Consider the following 17,028-nt stretch of genomic DNA (forward strand, 5'->3'; position numbering starts at 1 on the left):
CATCCACCAACCCCCATGAATTTGGTTAGGTTGATGCGGCGTGCCGCCGCCGTGAGGCCGCGCTCGCTCAGCAGCGCGTCGAGAACGACGAGAAGATTCAGATCGAGCCCTTGAAACGCATGTCTTAGCTATCCATAGCGTGGATGCATTTGATTGGAACAAACGATTTTACCAATTTTCCGGAATGTCGCATGGACTTGGCAGGACCTAACGTGCGCCGATCACTGCCTCTATCGCGTGGCGAGTCCCTTGAGAAGAGCCCGAAAGAGGAAATCTGTCGCGTGCGGTGGAGATTGTACTGGGAATGAGAGGCAGCGCTCCGATCATGTCGAACTCTCCGACGAATGGTGGACCGGTACAATAGTTGATCGCAATGGTCCGGAGCTATGAAACATCTCGATTACATATGAGGTGCCGAGTGAATACGCTGACAGCACCCACCGTCGCAGCGTTTAGCTGACGTTTGACGACGGTTCCTATCCATTTACACGCAGATTCTTGATGTGCTGGCGCAAAAGCGGGAGGCCGGCGACTTTTCTTCCTCATCGGGCTGACGCCGCAGAAGCCGGAACTCGTCCGGTTGCTATGGGCATTGGGCTTGGTCGGTCGCACAGGCTCTATGAGGGGCAATTTTGGCAACGCGACGCGACTCGGGTCTTGAACGACGCCGAAAACGCAAGCTGGAAAGGAACAAGATGGCAGATCAACTCGCCAACGAAATAATCGCCATGATCAAGAAGCGCGCCGCGTCGGAGGGCGGCATAGCGCCTGCCACGGGCGGCGAGATAACGGCTGCCACGGGACTGACTTCGCTCGGTATCGATTCACTGGGATTGGCGGACGTTCTCTGGGACCTGGAGCAGGCCTACGGCATCGAGATCGAGATGAATACGGCCGAGGCATGGTCGGATCTCCAGAATGTTGGGGACATGGTGGAAGCCGTGCGCAGCTTGCTCGCTAAGGGGGTGTGAATGGACAGGCGCGTCGTGATTACTGGGATTGGCGGGATTTGCGGGCTTGGGACCAACGCCGCCGCCATTTGGAGAGAGATGCGAGAAGGCCGCTCCGCCATCGGCCCAATCGTCAACTCCGAGCTCCATGAATTGAGGGTCAGGATCGGTGCCGAGATCAAGGCGCTGCCGGAGCATGACATCGACGGCAAGCAACTCATCTCCATGGACCGCTTCAGCCTGCTCGCTGTGCTTGCGGCGCGCGAAGCCATGCGTCAGGCCGGACTTTCCTCCAAAGAGGGAAATAGCTATCGCTTCGGTGCGACGGTGGGCGTTGGCGGCTGCGGGTGGGATGCGATCGAGCAAACCTACCGCGCCATCCTTCTGGGCGGTAAGCGTGCCGCTCTCTTGACTGTACCCAAGGCGATGCCGGGTGCCGCTGCCGGCCAGGTCAGCATGAGTCTCGGCCTGCGCGGGCCGGTCTTCGGCGTCACGTCCGCCTGTTCCTCGGCAAACCATGCGATTGCCTGCGCGGTGGACCAGATCAGGCTCGGCCGGGCCGACGTGATGCTTGCCGGCGGCAGCGAAGCGCCGCTCATATGGGGTGTGCTGAAGGCATGGGAAGCGATCCGCGTGCTTTCGCCCGATACTTGCCGGCCATTCTCGGCCGATCGCCAGGGCCTGTCGCTTGGTGAAGGCGCCGGCATGGCGGTGCTGGAAAGCTACGAGCATGCCCTGGCTCGGGGCGCCACCATCCTTGCCGAAATTGCCGGTGCCGGCCTTTCCGCCGACGCGTCCGACATCGTCGCGCCGACTGTCGAGGGGCCGGAGGCAGCAATGCGGGCCTGCCTTGCCGATGCCAGGCTGGACGCCGAGGATGTCGACTATCTCAACGCGCACGGCACCGGCACCAAGGCCAACGACCAGCTCGAGACGGCGGCGATCAAGCGCGTCTTCGGTCAGCACGCCTTCTCAATGTCCATTTCTTCTACCAAGTCCATGCACGCGCATTGCCTCGGCGCGTCCGGCGCGCTCGAGTTGATCGCCTGCGTGATGGCTATCCGCGAGAGCGTCGTGCCGCCGACTGCCAATTATCGTGAGCTGGACCCCGATTGCGATCTCGACGTCACGCCCAATGTGGCACGCGAGCGCAAGGTGCGCGTGGCACTGAGCAACTCCTTCGCCTTTGGCGGCACGAACGCGGTTCTGGCGTTCAGGCAGGTGTAGAAGCCATGAGAGATGCCTCCGGCAACATTATCTCTCGCATCCAGATGCTTGCCGGATAATGAAGGGCGGGTCATTGACCGCCTCGGCGAATGCGGGAAGTGGCAGCGGAAGCTCGACGATCCGGGGGTATCGTCTTTGCGAAATTCTTAACTGTTGAAGCGGCTTGGACGTACCGCCGCCCCGTAAAAGGTAAGCGAGGCCCTGCGGGCTCGGCTTGAGGGTCTGAAGCTGTACATATGTCTGGAAGCCGCAGGGTCGGCTCTGCGCCCGTTATAGTCGCCTGAGTGCTGCCGGCAAGAAGCCACCGGTGGTCATGGCCGAGATCGTGCATGAGATGGCCCCTTCTTGTGGACCATCGGGCGAGAGGTTCACCATCATAGCGGTCTCGAACCAACGTGCGGCACAGCGCCGGGGGCGGAGCCACGGTGGGGAACTCCCGTCGGTGGTTATGTGGCCGAGCCAGTCCGCGCGGCGCCCTCTCGGATAGGGTTAGAAGGGTTCAGCTAGCTAGGCGCGTGTCACGTTTTGTATAAGCCACAATAGCAGTGAAAATGGAGATTGATGCCTGCGCGTTTTCGAATAAGGCAATCACCAAGCTGTCACCCGAATTACATCAGGAACTGTCTATAGCCGCCGCCCATCAGGTAGCGGCCACGTTGGATGGCGCGACGCACCTGATCGCGAAGATGGCTACCTGGATGAGACCAATCTTCTTCGACACGGCGTCTCCCGAACAGGGCAATGGCGATCTCCTGATGAGATGCTCCCGCAAGCGAGCCGTCCAAAGCCTGGAGCACGATACGCAGACGCGCTCCGCGGGGTTCCGGCGGAAAGCAAGCAGCTGCCAGGCGGCCGCAACCATTGATGTCGTTCAGGAACTGAAGGGCAGCGACATGGAACTTCAGGTGCTGCGGCTGCACGATCGCGTCGACATATAGCCGCAACGGGCGGAGAACGGATGCACCGGAAAGGGCGATCTGCAGACTCCGGCAGTCCTCCCTCAGCAGCACGTGCTGCACGCCGGCAGGTGTCAGCAGGATGTCCTTGCAGCATGAGAGCGAAGGGAGATCAAGCGGTTCAAAATCGTGGTCGAGCCCAACCGGCTCCGCGGCCGCTCGTAGAATACGGGCGCAGTCGCGCGGATCCCAAAAGACCCTTGCCGACGTAGCGTCCGACTGTGGCGCGTCCGCGAAAAAGGAGGCTCCATTGTCTTAGGAAAGATGATCCTGTCGTCAACTCGATTATCTTCATGTCGGCCTGGGCTCCGACAATGCAGGCGGACGGTGCCATTTTGGCGTGGTCGCGCTGAAATTGTGGATTGCGCCGAAGAAACTCCCAGGCCCAGGCAGTGCGTGGCAATCGTCTGGCGTAGTGGTAAGCTTCGTGACGACGCCAGTCCGGCCAGCATACAAGACCGACCGTCGCTTCCTTGGGCAGACCAGCATCCTTCACGGCTCAGGTGTCCACAATGGCGCTATGCCGACGGGCCTAGAACCGGTTGCCACAGTACCGGTCCGCTCAGACGTCCCCTGCTGCGGATGCGCAAAAGGCTCGCGCGGGAAATCTCGAGAAACCCGGCCACCGCCTCCGTTTTGCCGACGGACTTGGGTTGTCCGATGCGCGACAATGGCCACGTCGCGAGGCGAAGGATCCGTTCCATGCGCGTGTCCGTCACCGTTACTATCCGGGTCAGATCCTTGGCCAAGCCGAACTCGATCATGCCCGCGAAGAGCTCGTAGGTTGCCTGGGCCAGTCCGCCCGCTGCCTTGGGCGCCGACGGAGGGAGATCGAGCGCGAAACGACTGCTCTCCCATATGTCGGAGGTCGAGGGCACGACGTCAGCACCCAGCAGCACCGGGAACGTGTCGCGCAACATTGTGGGTCCGGTGCTGGGCAAAAGACGCACGCAACCGCGAATTCGCCAGTCGGATCCCTTGAGGAGCAGATAGACAGGCTTCAGACCATCAAACGGGTCTGTTTCCATCTGGTCTTCGGTATCAACTTCCCAATCGAGCCTTTCCTTGAACACCCGAAACCTGAGCCCGTGCATCTCTTTGAGCTCGCTTGCGAACTCGTCGTAAAGGTCTGGTGTTATCAGCTGCATCATGGTCGCCTCCGTGCGGGATGTGGTTCCCGCCATCGAAGGGCAAAGTCGGCAGCGATGCAGCCTGTAGAGGTTTACAGCTATCGTGGCCGACGAATCAGGATCTCGCCTGGCCGGAGGCAGCCAGTCGTGCAACGGCCTGGTTGATCGTTCGAACGCCAAGCTTTGCCTTGGCGTTTTCCAGATGAAAGGTCACGGTGCGCTTTGAGACGCCGAGAAGCTGGCTGATAACCCAAGCCGACTTGCCGCGCGCCGCCCATTTCAGGCACTCGAACTCCCGCGGGGTGAGCGTTACACCATCCACCACGCGATCGTCGGCGAGCCCGCGCCGGACATGGATATGAAAGTTGATGGCCACCAGCTGCAATGCTTTTTCGTAACGTGTCAGTGACCGCAACAGAGGCGGACGGGACTCGTCGGAAGCAAAGGTCAGGGCAGCAAACCGGCCGCGATGATCATGCATGGACATCGTCAGGCCGCCGCGGATGCCAAACTCAGCCGCACTCTCCAGAATTTGTTGCTGCGAATTCGGCAGACAGTGCCGAGCGCGATCCACACCCCAATCGAAGGTATCCCAGCCTTGCAGCCCGCGCAGGATGACCGGATCAAGACTGTGGTACCGCTGTTGCAGATAACGTGATGTCCAGGCTGATGGATAGTTTGAGATCAATTGCGGGGCGTCGCCGGAGGCCGACGGGTAAGTGAAATAGGCGAATAGCGGAAAATCGAAGCCGGCTGCAGCGGATGCCATTGCCTCACGGAGATCGGCAGCATCAACACTTGCAGACAGTTGCTCGACGAAGTTCTCAAACACGCGATGCATTTGCGCTTTGCGTAACCTCCGTGATCGCTCGATGCCAGGCAGAGACCTTGTTTTAAACGATCCCGGACGGATACAGCGCGTGCCGAGAACCCCGTTAATCTGTTGAAACCCGTGATATTCTGACGTTGTCTATAAGCCGTGTGCCGCCGAGCCAGGCCGCGACAAGCAAGCGTGCAGGTCGGTCAAGGCTTGTCATGGGTCGCAAATCTGCCTCGTCGCGAAGTTCCAGGTATTCGACCTCGCGATAGCCCGCAGCCAGAATTGCTGCGCGCGCTTCGGCAAGCGTTGGCAGGACGGGCGAGCCGCGGGCAAGCCGCTCAGCCGTCTCGAGCAAGACCGATGGTAGCTCGGGGGCAACAGCACGCTCTGCTGGCGAGAGCCGGACATTGCGCGATGATAGTGCAAGACCGTCGGCTTCGCGGACTGTCGGACAAGGAACAATGGTGATTGGAATATCCAGGTCCCGGGCCATACGCCTGACTAGCTGAAGCTGCTGAAAGTCCTTTTCGCCAAAGAAGCCGAAGTCAGCGCTGGTCTGCAGGAAGAGCTTGGAGACGACGGTCGCCACGCCATCGAAATGTCCCGGCCGGAAGGCACCGCACAGACCCTCGCTGACACCGGAGACCGAAACGGTCGTGGCGAAGGCCGCCGGATACATCTCCTCTGCATCCGGCGCATAAAGCAGGTGCGCGCCAAGCGGTGCCAGCTTGGCGGCATCCTCGTCCTCAGTGCTCGGATACGCGGCGAGATCGGCCTGGCTGTTGAATTGCTTCGGGTTGACGAAGAGCGTCACGATCACCCGGTCGGCCTTCACGAGTGCCGCGCGCACCAGGCTGAGATGGCCCTCATGCAGGACGCCCATCGTTGGCACGACGGCAATCCTCACGCCCTCGCGGCGCCATGCGGCGACGATTTGGCGAAGCTGGGCAACGCTCCTGACAATCGGCACGCTCACGCTGCTTCTCCGCTCTTGGTGGCGTCCGCGTCGGCGGGCTTGGGCGCATCGGCAAACACGTGCTCGGCGGCCGGAAACTGGCGCTCCTTCACTTCCCGCGCATAGGCCGCGATCGCAGCCGCAGCGGCCTCCCCCAGTTCAGCGTAGCGCTTGACGAATTTGGGCCGGAAGTCGCCGAAGAGGCCCAGCATGTCGTCGACGACGAGAATCTGGCCGTCACAGGCTGCCGAGGCACCGATGCCAATGGTCGGGGTCGCCACCTCCCCGGTAATCCGGCGGGCGAGCGCCTCGGGAACCTTCTCCAGCACGACCGCAAAGGCGCCCGCTTCGCTCACCGCAAGCGCGTCGCGCCTGATGCGCTCGGCATCCCCGCCTCTGCCCTGCACGCGGTAGCCACCGATGGTGTTGATCGACTGCGGCGTCAAGCCGACATGGGCCATGACCGGCACGCCGCGCGCGGCGAGGAAGCCGATCGTCTCTGCCATCGTTTCGCCGCCTTCGAGCTTGACGGCCGCGCAGCCGGTCTCGGCCATGACGCGCGCGGCATTGCGGAAAGCCTGCTCTGGGCTTTCCTCGAAGGAACCGAACGGCAAGTCGACGACCATCAGCGCCTGCTCGAGGCCACGGCGCACGGCCTGGCCGTGAATGATCATCATCTCCAGCGTCACACCGAGCGTCGAGGGCAGGCCGTGGAGAACCATGCCGACGCTGTCGCCGACCAGCACCACATCGCAATGGGGATCGACGAGCCGGGCGACTGGCGTCGTGTAGGCGGTAAGGCAGACGAGCGGCGTCCCACCTTTACGCGAACGAATATCCGGCGGTGTGATCGCCTTGGTGTCACCAAACGCACTCAATGGAACCTCCTTCCCCAACGTTACCAACCGCGGGTGTCGCGTTTGCCACATTTTTGTGCAAGTGCGAAGAGCTAAAAATGGCCGTGCAGCTGTGCGGTGTTGACGTGCGGACAGGCGCGCTTACACTTAAATCGATTCAGGCGCCCCGAGCTGGCCAACCACTTTCGCGAACATGGACGATCAGGCAATAGGACCCAGGAAAGACAGAGCCGCCGTCAAGGCCGACGAAGTCAAAGTGGACCTGATCGCCTTTGTCGTCGCCGTAAACGACAGTGAACCCTGTGTCCTCACCATCGGCCAGGCGGACACCCTGCCCTCCGGACCATTTGCGCTTGAGCACCGATCGCTGCAATCCGGTTTGAGGGGGTGGGTCGAGCAGCAGACCGGCCATCCGCTGGGGTATATTGAGCAACTCTACACCTTCGCGGATCGAGATCGCATCGGCGCCGAGCGCCAGCAGCGCGTCATCTCCATCAGCTATCTCGCATTGACCCGCAAGGAACAGGCAGCTGGCTCGCCCAAGTGCGGCTGGCAGAGTTGGTATGAATATTTTCCATGGGAGGACCACCGCTCGGGCACGCCTCCGGTCGTGCTGGACGTTCTGCGACCGCGCCTGATTGAATGGGCAGACGGCGTCAGCGACGCGGCCGCGCGACGTGAACGCTGGCAGCGGGCGACGATAGCCTTCGGCTTCGACGACCGCCTTTGGAACGAGGAACTCACGCTTCAACGCTATGAGTTGGTCTACGAAGCAGGCCTGGTCCAAGAGGCCGGAAGCGGACGGGACGCGACGCTGCCTCCGCTGGTGCCCAGCAAGTCTATGGTCGCCGATCATCGCCGCATCGTGGCGACCGGCATTGCGCGGCTGCGGTCCAAGATCAAATACCGGCCGGTCGTCTTTGAGCTGATGCCGCCGGTCTTCACGCTTTTGCAGCTGCAGCGAACCGTGGAGGCGCTCGCCGGCAGGCTCATCCACAAGCCGAACTTTCGCCGCCTGATCGAGCAGCAGGAGCTGGTCGAAGAGACCGGAGAGGCCACCACGGAGACCGGCGGCCGGCCAGCGAAGCTTTACCGGTTCCGCCACGCCGCTCTCGACGAGAGGGTCATCGCCGGGACAAAATTGCCGCTGGCGCGGGGTTGACATCGCTTATACTCACAGCAAGTATATGCTGGTTATTTTCAACTAGAGTATAAGCTGGAGGGGTCGATGAGCGCCATGCTGCCGACGGCCGCGTTTCTCTACGAGCGCGTCCGACGAGTGATCCCGCCGATCGAATGGCCGGCTTTCGTCGAGGATATCGAGGCGATCCTTGCACTGAAGCGCGAGCGCAACGCCATCATCCTGGCGCACAACTATCAGACGCCCGAGATCTTCCATTGCGTGGCCGACATCGTCGGCGACAGCTTGGCACTGGCCCGCAAGGCTGCGACGATCGAGGCGCAAGTCATCGTGCTGGCCGGCGTACATTTCATGGCCGAAACGGCCAAGCTGCTCAATCCGCAAAAGACGGTGCTCATTCCCGATCTGCGGGCAGGCTGTTCGTTGGCGGAATCGATCACGGCAGAAGACGTGCGCTTGATGCGCCAGCGTTATCCCGGCGTGCCGATCATCACTTATGTCAACACGTCGGCCGAAGTGAAAGCCGAGTCGGATATCTGCTGTACATCCGGCAACGCCAAGGCGGTCGTCCAATCCCTTGGCGTTCCCCAGGTGATCATGTTGCCGGACGAATATCTGGCCCAGAATATCGCCGCCCAGACCGATGTGCAGATCATCGCCTGGAAAGGGCATTGCGAGGTGCATGAGCGCTTTACACCGGCCGACATCCGCGAGTTGCGCGAAAGCCATCCCGGCGTGATCGTGCTTGCGCATCCCGAATGCCCGCCCGACGTCGTGGCTGAAGCAGATTTTTCCGGCTCGACCGCTGCCATGTCCGACTATGTCGAAAGACAAAGGCCGCCACGTGTCGTGCTGATGACCGAATGCTCGATGAGCGACAACGTCGCGTTAGCGCACCCAGAGGTCGAGTTTATCCGGCCCTGCAATTTGTGCTCGCACATGAAGCGGATCACACTTGCCAACATCCGCACGGCGCTCGAGCAGAACCACCATGTCGTAACCATCGAACCCGGGATCGCCGGGCGCGCGCGGCTTGCGGTCGAACGGATGCTGGCAATTTGAGCGCCGATATCCGCAGCTTCTTCGGGCGGCCCATCATCGTCGGCGGCGGCATCGCCGGACTGATGACCGCGCTTCAACTGGCGCCGGAGCCGGTGCTTCTTCTGTCCAGGACGCTGCTGGGAGCTGACAATTCGAGCACCTGGGCACAGGGTGGTCTGGCTGCAAGTTTCGGCGAAGACGACGATCCGGCACTGCACCTGGCCGATACGCTTGCCGCCGGGGATGGTCTCTGCGACACAGACGTGGCGAGCCGCATCCTCCAAGCCGCGCCCAAGGCGATAGAGGGGCTTGCGGGCTTTGGGGTTCCCTTCGACCGTACGCCGAAAGGATCGCTGTGCCTCGGATTGGAGGCCGCACACAGCCGACGTCGCATCGTTCATGCGCATGGTGACGGCACCGGCCGTGAGATCATGCGTGCCCTGATCGCGGCTGTGCGTTCCACTTCGTCGATTGTTGTCGTGGAGGGCGTGGAAGCGCGCCGGCTGGCGGTGCGAGAGAATGCGATCCGAGGCGTCTGGGCGAGCGGTTCGATAGGACCTGTCTTCTTCGGCTCACGGCGGGTCGTCCTCGCCACCGGTGGGATCGGGGGACTGTTTCTCGACACCACCAATCCTTGGGGCAGTTGCGGACAGGGCCTGGCGCTTGCGGCCCGCGCTGGAGCTGTCCTTGCCGACCTCGAGTTCATCCAGTTCCACCCGACCGCGCTTGACGGCCCGGAACGCCCTATGGTGCTGGTCAGCGAGGCCGTCCGCGGCGAAGGTGCTGCCCTGATCGACGAAACCGGCCAGGCTTTTCTCCAGAGCGTGCCAGGGGCGGAACTTGCGCCTCGTGATGTCTTGGCGCGCGCCATCTGGAACCATCTTGCCAACGGCCACCGTGTTTTTCTCGACGCGCGGCAACGGCCTGGCCCGGAATTTGCTCGACACTTCCCGACAATCGCATCAGCCTGTCGTGGAGCCGGCATCAATCCCGCGCGCGATCTCATCCCCATTCGTCCGGCCCAACACTACCACATGGGTGGCGTTGCCGTGGACGGCTCCGGTAGGACGTCCGTCAAGGGGCTGTGGGCCTGCGGCGAAGTCGCTTCGACAGGACTGCATGGCGCCAACAGGCTCGCCAGCAATTCCTTGACCGAGGCCGTCGTATGCGCCCGCTGGGTCGCTGAAAGTGTCGCCGGAACGCCTGCTCGCAGAACAAAGCCTGCGTTTGCGGACGTTTACCCATCGCCCGCTCCGACACCCGTGCGTGTTTTCCTGTCGCGCGCACTCGGCATCGTCCGGGATGGTGAAGGTTTGAAAGCAGCCGCACGTGCCTTATTGCCGCTCGCCGAAAGCAAGGACGCGGCCTCGGATGCGGCGGCTGTCGGGCTAATGATCGCGGTTGCCGCCTTGTTGCGCCAAGAAAGCCGCGGCGCTCATTACCGGACAGATTTTCCTCATCATGCGACTGTCGCCCGACGGTCCGAAATCACCCTCGAAGCCGCCTTGGCCGCTGCGCGGGAACTCGGAAACTCCCCAAGCCTCGAAGGGGCAAAGTGATGACGCTCTCACCGCTTCCCACGGTCATGCTTGAGCCGCTTGTAAGGGCAGCTCTTCTTGAAGACCTTGGCAGAGCCGGCGACTTGACCACGGAGGCCATCGTCCCGAAGGAACACCAAGCGGGAACCGTGTTGGCGGCGCGCCAGTCCGGAGTTGTCGCCGGCCTCGATCTGGCGATGCTCGCTTTCCGCTTGATTGATCCTGATGTCGAAATTTCGGTGGAGCGGGCAGACGGCTGCAATGTCATGGATGGAGAGGTCATTGCATCAGTGGTTGGCCCTGCCCGGGCCATTCTCACAGCCGAACGGACGGCACTCAATTTTTTGTGCCATCTGAGCGGCATCGCTACAGCAACGGCATCGATCGTCGCTGCGGTTCGTGGATATGGCGCGAAGATCGTCTGCACGCGCAAGACGACGCCCGGATTGAGGGCAGTCGAAAAGTATGCGGTGCGCGCGGGTGGCGGATCCAATCACCGTTTCGGCCTCGACGACGCAATTCTGATCAAGGACAACCACATCGCCATCGCAGGCGGCGTTCGCCCGGCGCTCGAGCGAGCACGAAGACGGGCCGGTCATCTCGTCAAGATCGAAGTCGAGGTCGATACGCTGGCCCAGTTGGAGGAGGTACTTGGCTTCGCTCCCGATGCGGTTCTGCTCGACAACATGTCCCTCGCCGATCTTCGCCGCGCGGTCGCAATCGTTGGTGGCCGCACTATCACCGAGGCTTCTGGCGGGATCACGTCCGATACAGCGCGAGCGATTGCCGCGACCGGCGTTGATCTGATTTCAGTCGGCCGACTGACCCACAGCGCGCCGATCCTGGATATCGGCCTCGACTATTGGGACTCATGATTGCCTGAGGAACGAACAGGATCGAATCAACTGTCCTTTCCGATCGTCGTCAATCAGACAGCAAAGCAAGGCAGAACCGGAGAACAGCATGGACATGCAAACAGCCAGTCCAACGCAGACATCGCCACAGGCTCAATCCCCTGACCCTGGAGCGTGGACCCTGGAGAAGGCTCAGGCACTTCACGATGCGCCCTTCAACAATCTCCTCTTCCTCGCGCAAACCGTGCACCGCCAGAATTTCGATCCAAACAAGGTCCAGCTCAGCCGGCTGCTCAGCATCAAGACGGGCGGATGCCCGGAGGATTGCGGCTATTGCAGCCAGTCGGCGCATCACGAGACCGGCCTGAAGGCGTCGAAGCTGATGGAGGTCAGGCGCGTCATCGCCGAGGCGAAGAAAGCGCGTGACGCCGGCGCAACCCGCTATTGCATGGGCGCGGCCTGGCGAAACCCCAAGGCGCGCGACATGGATGCGGTGGTGGCGATGGTCGAAGGCGTCAAGGCGCTGGGCATGGAGACCTGCATGACGCTCGGCATGCTCGATCTTGAGCAAGCCGCTCGACTGAAGCAGGCTGGTCTCGACTTTTACAACCACAACATCGATACGTCGGAACGCTACTATAGCGAGATCATCAGCACGCGGAGCTTTGCGGAGCGGCTCGAGACGCTCGAGCACGTTCGCCAATCCGGCATCAATGTCTGCTGCGGCGGCATTGTCGGCATGGGCGAGGAGCCGGTGGACCGGATCGGCATGCTGGTGACGCTGGCCAACCTGCCGGAACATCCGCAAAGCGTTCCGATCAACATGCTGATCCCGATCCCCGGCACCCCGCTTGCCGACGCCAAGCCCATCGAGCCGATCGAATTCGTGCGCGTGATCGCGCTGGCACGCATCATGATGCCGAAATCGCATATCCGTCTTTCCGCCGGCCGCACGGCCATGACCGACGAGATGCAGGCGCTGTGCTTTTTTGCCGGCGCCAACTCGATCTTCGTCGGCGACACGCTGCTGACGGCGGACAATCCCGGCGAGGACAAGGATACCCTGCTGTTCCGGCGCCTCGGCATCGAGCCGATGGAACTCGAGGCGCAATGAACGGGGCGCCGCTTGCCCGTTTTGATGCGACCTTGCAGGGGCTAGCGCGCAAGGACCGGCTGCGGACGCTTTCGCCCCGCGCCGGGCTGGACTTCTCGTCGAACGACTATCTCGGGCTGGCCGCGTCCAGAAGACTTGGCGATGCGGTTGTGGCGGCGATTGCGCGGGGCACGCCGGTTGGCGCCACCGGGTCGCGGCTGTTGCGCGGCAATGCACCGGAACACGAGCAGCTCGAGGCAGACGCGGCGGCATTCTTTGGAGCCGACCGCGCGCTGTTCTTCGGCAGCGGCTACATCGCCAACTTCGCTCTGCTGAGCGCCCTGCCGCAGAAGGGCGATCTTTTGGTCCTCGATGAGCTCGCCCATGCCAGCATGCATGAGGGTGCGCAGGCCGGGCGCGCACAGTTCGTGCTGGCCGCGCACAACGACGCCACCGCTGTCGAGGATGCGATTATACGGTGGCGCGTCGCAGGCGGCATGGGATGCGTCTGGATCGCGGTGGAAAGCCTTTACAGCATGGATGGCGACTGCGCGCCTTTGGAGAGCCTGGTCGCGCTTGCCGATCGGCACGGCGCATTCATCGTCATTGATGAGGCGCATGCCACCGGCGTCTGGGGATCGGACGGCCGGGGGCTTGCCGCCGCTTTCGAGGGCCGCGACAACATCATAGCGCTCCACACCTGCGGCAAGGCGCTCGGCGCATCTGGTGGGCTCGTGACCGGGCCGAGGGCACTGTGCGAATATCTGATCAACCGTTGCCGGGCATTCATCTACGCGACCGCGCCATCGCCACTGATGGCGGTCGTGGCGCGCGAGGCACTCGCAATGCTCGCCGACGAGCCTATGCGGCGTGTTCAGCTGCATGAACGCGTCGCCAGCGCCGGCCGGTTGGTCAATCGCTGGGGTGTGACACCAAGTGGCTCTCAGATCCAGCCCTTAGTAATCGGCGATGTCAGGCGCACCATGGCAGTGGCGGCGCGCCTGCAGGCCCGCGGCTTCGACATACGCGGCGTTCGTCCTCCGACCGTGCCCGAGGGCACGTCGCGGCTGCGCATCTCACTGACGCTCAATATTGGCGAAGCCGACATTTCCGCCATGGTCGAGGCGCTGGTCGAGGTGTTGGCCCAAACATCACCGGAGGCGATATGACCCAACGCATCGTCATCACCGGAACGGATACCGGAGTTGGCAAGACCGTGTTTGCGGCTGGGCTCGCCGGTTTGCTGGACGGCTTTTACTGGAAACCGGTGCAATCGGGTCTCGACGGCGAGACCGACAGCGAGGTTGTCGCGCGGCTTGCAGGCTTGCCCTCAGAGCGCGTGCTGCCGGAAGCCTACCGCTTGCGGAGCCCGCTGTCGCCGCATCGTTCGGCCGAGATCGACGGCGTGGCGATCAAGGCTGCCGATCTTGCTTTTCCCGTCCTACCGACGCCGCTCGTCATCGAAGGCTCCGGCGGCCTAATGGTGCCGCTCAACCGGCGCACAAGGTTAATCGACATCTTCGCTGAATGGCGGCTGCCCGTTATTCTGTGCGCCCGCACCACACTCGGCACCATCAACCACACCTTGCTATCGGTCGAGGCGCTCCGCGCCCGCTCCATCCCGTTGGCGGGCATCGCTTTCATCGGCGATGAGATGGCCGATACGCAACGGACCATCGTGGAATTCAGCGGTGCGCCGCAGCTCGGCAGGCTGCCGCACCTCGATGTGCTGACGGGCAAAACACTGAGGGACGCAATGGTTGCCGGCTTCGCCTTCGCCTCGATTACTGGAGGTGACTGATGTCGCAGTCTCATGTGTGGCATCCCTTCACCCAGCACGCGCTCGAGCCTGCGATCCCAGAAATCGTCCTGACTGAGGGCGCCTATCTCCACAGGGCCGACGGCGCCCGCATCCTGGACGCCATCTCCTCCTGGTGGGTCGTCACACATGGCCACCGCCATCCCCGCATCATGAAGGCAATCGAGACAACCGCGTCGAGCCTCGACCAGATTATCTTTGCGGGCTTCACGCACGAGCCGGCAGAGCGCTTGGCCAAAGCGCTTGTCGGCCTCGCTCCCGCTGGACTCGACTGGGTGTTCTATTCCGACAGTGGCTCGACCTCAGTCGAAGTCGCGCTGAAGATGGCGCTCGGTTATTTCCGCAACATCGGCGCGCCGCGCTCGCGCATCGTCGTCATGGAGCACAGCTATCATGGTGACACGATTGGAACGATGAGCGTCGGTGCGCGTGGCGTGTTCAACGCCGCCTACGAACCCTTGCTGTTCGAGGTCGACATCATCCCCTTTCCGGCCGCGGGGCACGAGCAGGAGACGCTGGATCGTTTCGAGGCTGTGACCCGCGATCGACGAGCCGCAGCCTTGATCGTCGAGCCGCTGGTGCTGGGCGCCGGCGGCATGCTGATGTATCCAGCATCGGTTCTGGCCGAATTGAAGAAGATCACTGAGGCCTCCGGCTCGCTGCTGATCGCCGACGAGGTGATGACCGGCTGGGGACGCACCGGAACCATGTTCGCCTGCGAGCAGGCATCGATTTCTCCAGATATCCTGTGCACCTCCAAAGGCTTGACCGGCGGCACCATCCCGCTGGCCGTAACGCTTGTCACCGATGCCATCTTCCGGGCGCACTATTCCGAGGACCGGAAGAAGACGTTTTTCCATTCGAGCTCCTACACCGCCAATCCGATTGCCTGTGCGGCAGCACTCGCCAATGTCGAGATCTGGCGCGACGAGCCAGTGGCCGGGCGGATCACGGCCTTGAGCGTGATGCAGGCCGTCGGGCTTAGACGCTTTCGGGACAATCCGTATTTTGCCGACTGTCGAGCCACGGGAACGATCGCGGCGCTCGACCTGCGAACCGGTTCCGCAGGTTATCTCGCCGAGATTGGTCCGAAGCTGCGCGCTTTCTTCCTCGAGCGCGGACTGCTTGTGCGCCCGCTCGGCAATGTCCTCTACCTTCTGCCACCCTATTGCATCGCAGGCGACGAGCTCGAACGACTCTATGACGCCATCGAGGAGGCCGGGGAACGCTTCGGGTCCAGGCCATGAGCAAGTCGTCGCGCATTCTCGGACTTGGCCATCACGTGCCTGGGCGCAAGGTGGCCAATGCCGAGATCGAGAGCAATCTCGGCCTCGAGCCGGGCTGGATCGAAAGGCGTACCGGAATCCGTTCGCGCTTCTGGGCAACGGACGAAGACACGCTGTCTGGCTTGGCCACGCAAGCCGGCGACATGGCTTTGGCGAACGCCGGTATTGCGCGCCACGACATCGGTCTGCTGTTGCTTGCCACCTCGACGCCCGACCATCTTCTGCCGCCAAGCGCGCCGCTGGTCGCACACAAGCTTGGCCTTGGCCGCGCAGGCGCGGTCGATCTGACCGGCGCCTGCGCCGGCTTCATCTATGCGCTCATGTTTGCGGACGGGTTCACCCGCCTGCATGGCAAACCAGCGCTGGTCATCGCCGCCAACATCCTCAGCCGCCGCATCAATCCAGCCGAGCGCGCGAGCTCAGTCTTGTTCGCCGATGCCGCCGGCGCCCTGGTGATCGGTCAGTGCGATGATGCTGATCGGGGCATTCTCGGTGCCTCGGTGGCTTCGGACGGCTCGCGCTACGGGCTGATCCAGATTCCCGCAGGAGGAAGCAACACGCCGTTCCATGGCGACCTCGACCTCGGGCAGACCCGGATGACGATGACCGACGGGCCCGAAGTGTTCGCAAAGGCCGTCGAGATGATGACCGATTGCTCGACAACCGCGCTAGCCACTGCGGGAGTGCGGCCACACAATGTCGGCCGGTTTGTGCCGCATCAGGCCAATACTCGGATTTTCGGCGCGGTCGGAAGAAACCTCGGCATTGCGGACCAAGCAATTGTCAAGACGATTGCCGAATACGGCAACTCTTCGGCCGCGACGGTCCCGCTGTCGCTCTCGCTCGCCAACCAGATGAAGCCATTCCAGCCAGGAGAGAAAATCCTTCTGGCGGCGGCGGGTGCGGGTCTCAGCGGCGGCGCTCTCGTGGTTGGAATCTAGCCGGCCGGCTCACGCGCGCAGGATTGGTCATGAATGGCAATAGGAGCAACAGAACCAATGCCAAAATGGCCTTCTGAAGCTCGACATGACCAAGCTGACGCAGCACGACCCGTGCGAGCCTCTGGATGAGTTCAAATGCAACACCCGTTGCACCAGTCGTACCATCTGAATAAAGCTCAATTACAAAGGGTGAGCCGCCCCATATATGTCGGATACCCGACATTGTTCACATAAAAGGCTCGATGCTTACACGCTCTTTGCTGGCTGCTCTTTGCTGTCTTCTCTTTTCTCTTTGCTCTTTGCTCTTCCGTCTTGACTAGCAGGAGCCTGCGGCTTATCTCATTGCCGCGTTAGCACTCGCTTCGGCTGAGTGCTAGGCATGCTCCGGCAACGGAGCACCGTTCAACATCCGCACCAAGG

At 62.2% G+C, this 17,028-nt stretch carries 17 protein-coding genes and 1 pseudogene; 11 read left to right on the forward strand and 7 right to left on the reverse strand.

Annotated features, from left to right (window positions below):
* The first annotated feature begins 695 nt into the window (after window positions 1-695).
* Window positions 696-971, forward strand: a complete 276-nt coding sequence (locus NKI79_RS13460) for an acyl carrier protein (RefSeq protein WP_023679611.1) — start codon at window positions 696-698, stop codon at window positions 969-971.
* Window positions 972-2,177 (forward strand): beta-ketoacyl-[acyl-carrier-protein] synthase family protein, encoded by a 1,206-nt coding sequence (locus NKI79_RS13465; protein WP_352802060.1) that lies wholly within the window; start codon window positions 972-974, stop codon window positions 2,175-2,177.
* Here the strand turns inward: NKI79_RS13465 and NKI79_RS13470 are convergent.
* From NKI79_RS13470 to panB, 7 genes and pseudogenes are all read right to left on the reverse strand, one after another.
* Window positions 2,164-2,322: pseudogene (locus tag NKI79_RS13470) on the reverse strand (LysR family transcriptional regulator); the annotation flags it as partial. The gene NKI79_RS13465 and the pseudogene NKI79_RS13470 overlap by 14 nt on opposite strands.
* A 463-nt stretch (window positions 2,323-2,785) precedes the next feature.
* Entirely contained in the window at window positions 2,786-3,196 is a 411-nt protein-coding gene (locus NKI79_RS13475; RefSeq protein WP_084643024.1) for a DNA -binding domain-containing protein, read from the reverse strand.
* A 58-nt stretch (window positions 3,197-3,254) separates the two neighbouring features.
* The gene (locus NKI79_RS13480; protein WP_352484151.1) at window positions 3,255-3,629 is read right to left on the reverse strand and encodes a transcriptional regulator domain-containing protein; all 375 of its coding nucleotides are present in this window, start codon (window positions 3,627-3,629) and stop codon (window positions 3,255-3,257) included.
* A gap of 22 nt (window positions 3,630-3,651) precedes the next feature.
* The gene (locus NKI79_RS13485; protein ID WP_352496585.1) at window positions 3,652-4,284 is read right to left on the reverse strand and encodes an acyl-homoserine-lactone synthase; all 633 of its coding nucleotides are present in this window, start codon (window positions 4,282-4,284) and stop codon (window positions 3,652-3,654) included.
* Between the two features lie 94 nt (window positions 4,285-4,378).
* Complete coding sequence (locus NKI79_RS13490; protein ID WP_352802062.1) at window positions 4,379-5,104, reverse strand: LuxR family transcriptional regulator; 726 nt, start codon at window positions 5,102-5,104, stop codon at window positions 4,379-4,381.
* A gap of 94 nt (window positions 5,105-5,198) precedes the next feature.
* Window positions 5,199-6,059 (reverse strand): pantoate--beta-alanine ligase, encoded by an 861-nt coding sequence (gene panC / locus NKI79_RS13495; protein WP_352802064.1) that lies wholly within the window; start codon window positions 6,057-6,059, stop codon window positions 5,199-5,201.
* On the reverse strand, window positions 6,056-6,916 hold the full coding sequence (gene panB / locus NKI79_RS13500) for a 3-methyl-2-oxobutanoate hydroxymethyltransferase (RefSeq protein WP_352802110.1): 861 nt from the start codon (window positions 6,914-6,916) through the stop codon (window positions 6,056-6,058). Before panB ends, panC begins: the two co-directional genes overlap by 4 nt.
* 172 nt (window positions 6,917-7,088) lie before the next feature.
* On the opposite strand from panB, the gene NKI79_RS13505 reads away from it, so the two are divergent.
* The 9 genes from NKI79_RS13505 to bioZ all read left to right on the forward strand — a co-directional run bounded on the left by NKI79_RS13505 (window position 7,089) and on the right by bioZ (window position 16,608).
* Window positions 7,089-8,057 (forward strand): NUDIX hydrolase, encoded by a 969-nt coding sequence (locus tag NKI79_RS13505; RefSeq protein ID WP_023679605.1) that lies wholly within the window; start codon window positions 7,089-7,091, stop codon window positions 8,055-8,057.
* A 66-nt stretch (window positions 8,058-8,123) separates the two neighbouring features.
* Window positions 8,124-9,098 (forward strand): quinolinate synthase NadA, encoded by a 975-nt coding sequence (gene nadA, locus NKI79_RS13510; protein ID WP_352802066.1) that lies wholly within the window; start codon window positions 8,124-8,126, stop codon window positions 9,096-9,098.
* Entirely contained in the window at window positions 9,095-10,636 is a 1,542-nt protein-coding gene (locus NKI79_RS13515; RefSeq protein WP_352802068.1) for an L-aspartate oxidase, read from the forward strand. Before nadA ends, NKI79_RS13515 begins: the two co-directional genes overlap by 4 nt.
* Complete coding sequence (gene nadC / locus NKI79_RS13520; protein WP_352643785.1) at window positions 10,636-11,490, forward strand: carboxylating nicotinate-nucleotide diphosphorylase; 855 nt, start codon at window positions 10,636-10,638, stop codon at window positions 11,488-11,490. The genes NKI79_RS13515 and nadC overlap by 1 nt, the downstream gene beginning before the upstream one ends.
* Window positions 11,491-11,584: 94 nt before the next feature.
* Window positions 11,585-12,583, forward strand: coding sequence for a biotin synthase BioB (gene bioB, locus NKI79_RS13525; protein ID WP_352802112.1), 999 nt, complete (start codon window positions 11,585-11,587; stop codon window positions 12,581-12,583).
* Entirely contained in the window at window positions 12,580-13,731 is a 1,152-nt protein-coding gene (locus NKI79_RS13530) for an 8-amino-7-oxononanoate synthase (protein ID WP_352802069.1), read from the forward strand. The genes bioB and NKI79_RS13530 overlap by 4 nt, the downstream gene beginning before the upstream one ends.
* Entirely contained in the window at window positions 13,728-14,363 is a 636-nt protein-coding gene (gene bioD, locus NKI79_RS13535) for a dethiobiotin synthase (protein WP_023673640.1), read from the forward strand. The genes NKI79_RS13530 and bioD overlap by 4 nt, the downstream gene beginning before the upstream one ends.
* On the forward strand, window positions 14,363-15,628 hold the full coding sequence (locus NKI79_RS13540; RefSeq protein ID WP_352480285.1) for an adenosylmethionine--8-amino-7-oxononanoate transaminase: 1,266 nt from the start codon (window positions 14,363-14,365) through the stop codon (window positions 15,626-15,628). The genes bioD and NKI79_RS13540 overlap by 1 nt, the downstream gene beginning before the upstream one ends.
* Window positions 15,625-16,608 carry a 3-oxopimeloyl-[acyl-carrier-protein] synthase BioZ gene (gene bioZ, locus NKI79_RS13545; RefSeq protein ID WP_352802071.1) on the forward strand — a complete coding sequence of 328 codons (984 nt, stop codon included), beginning with the start codon at window positions 15,625-15,627 and terminating at the stop codon, window positions 16,606-16,608. The genes NKI79_RS13540 and bioZ overlap by 4 nt, the downstream gene beginning before the upstream one ends.
* Window positions 16,609-17,028: the final 420 nt, after the last annotated feature.

Origin of the sequence: Mesorhizobium sp. M0340 (assembly GCF_040321535.1) — a bacterium.
Lineage (GTDB): Bacteria > Pseudomonadota > Alphaproteobacteria > Rhizobiales > Rhizobiaceae > Mesorhizobium.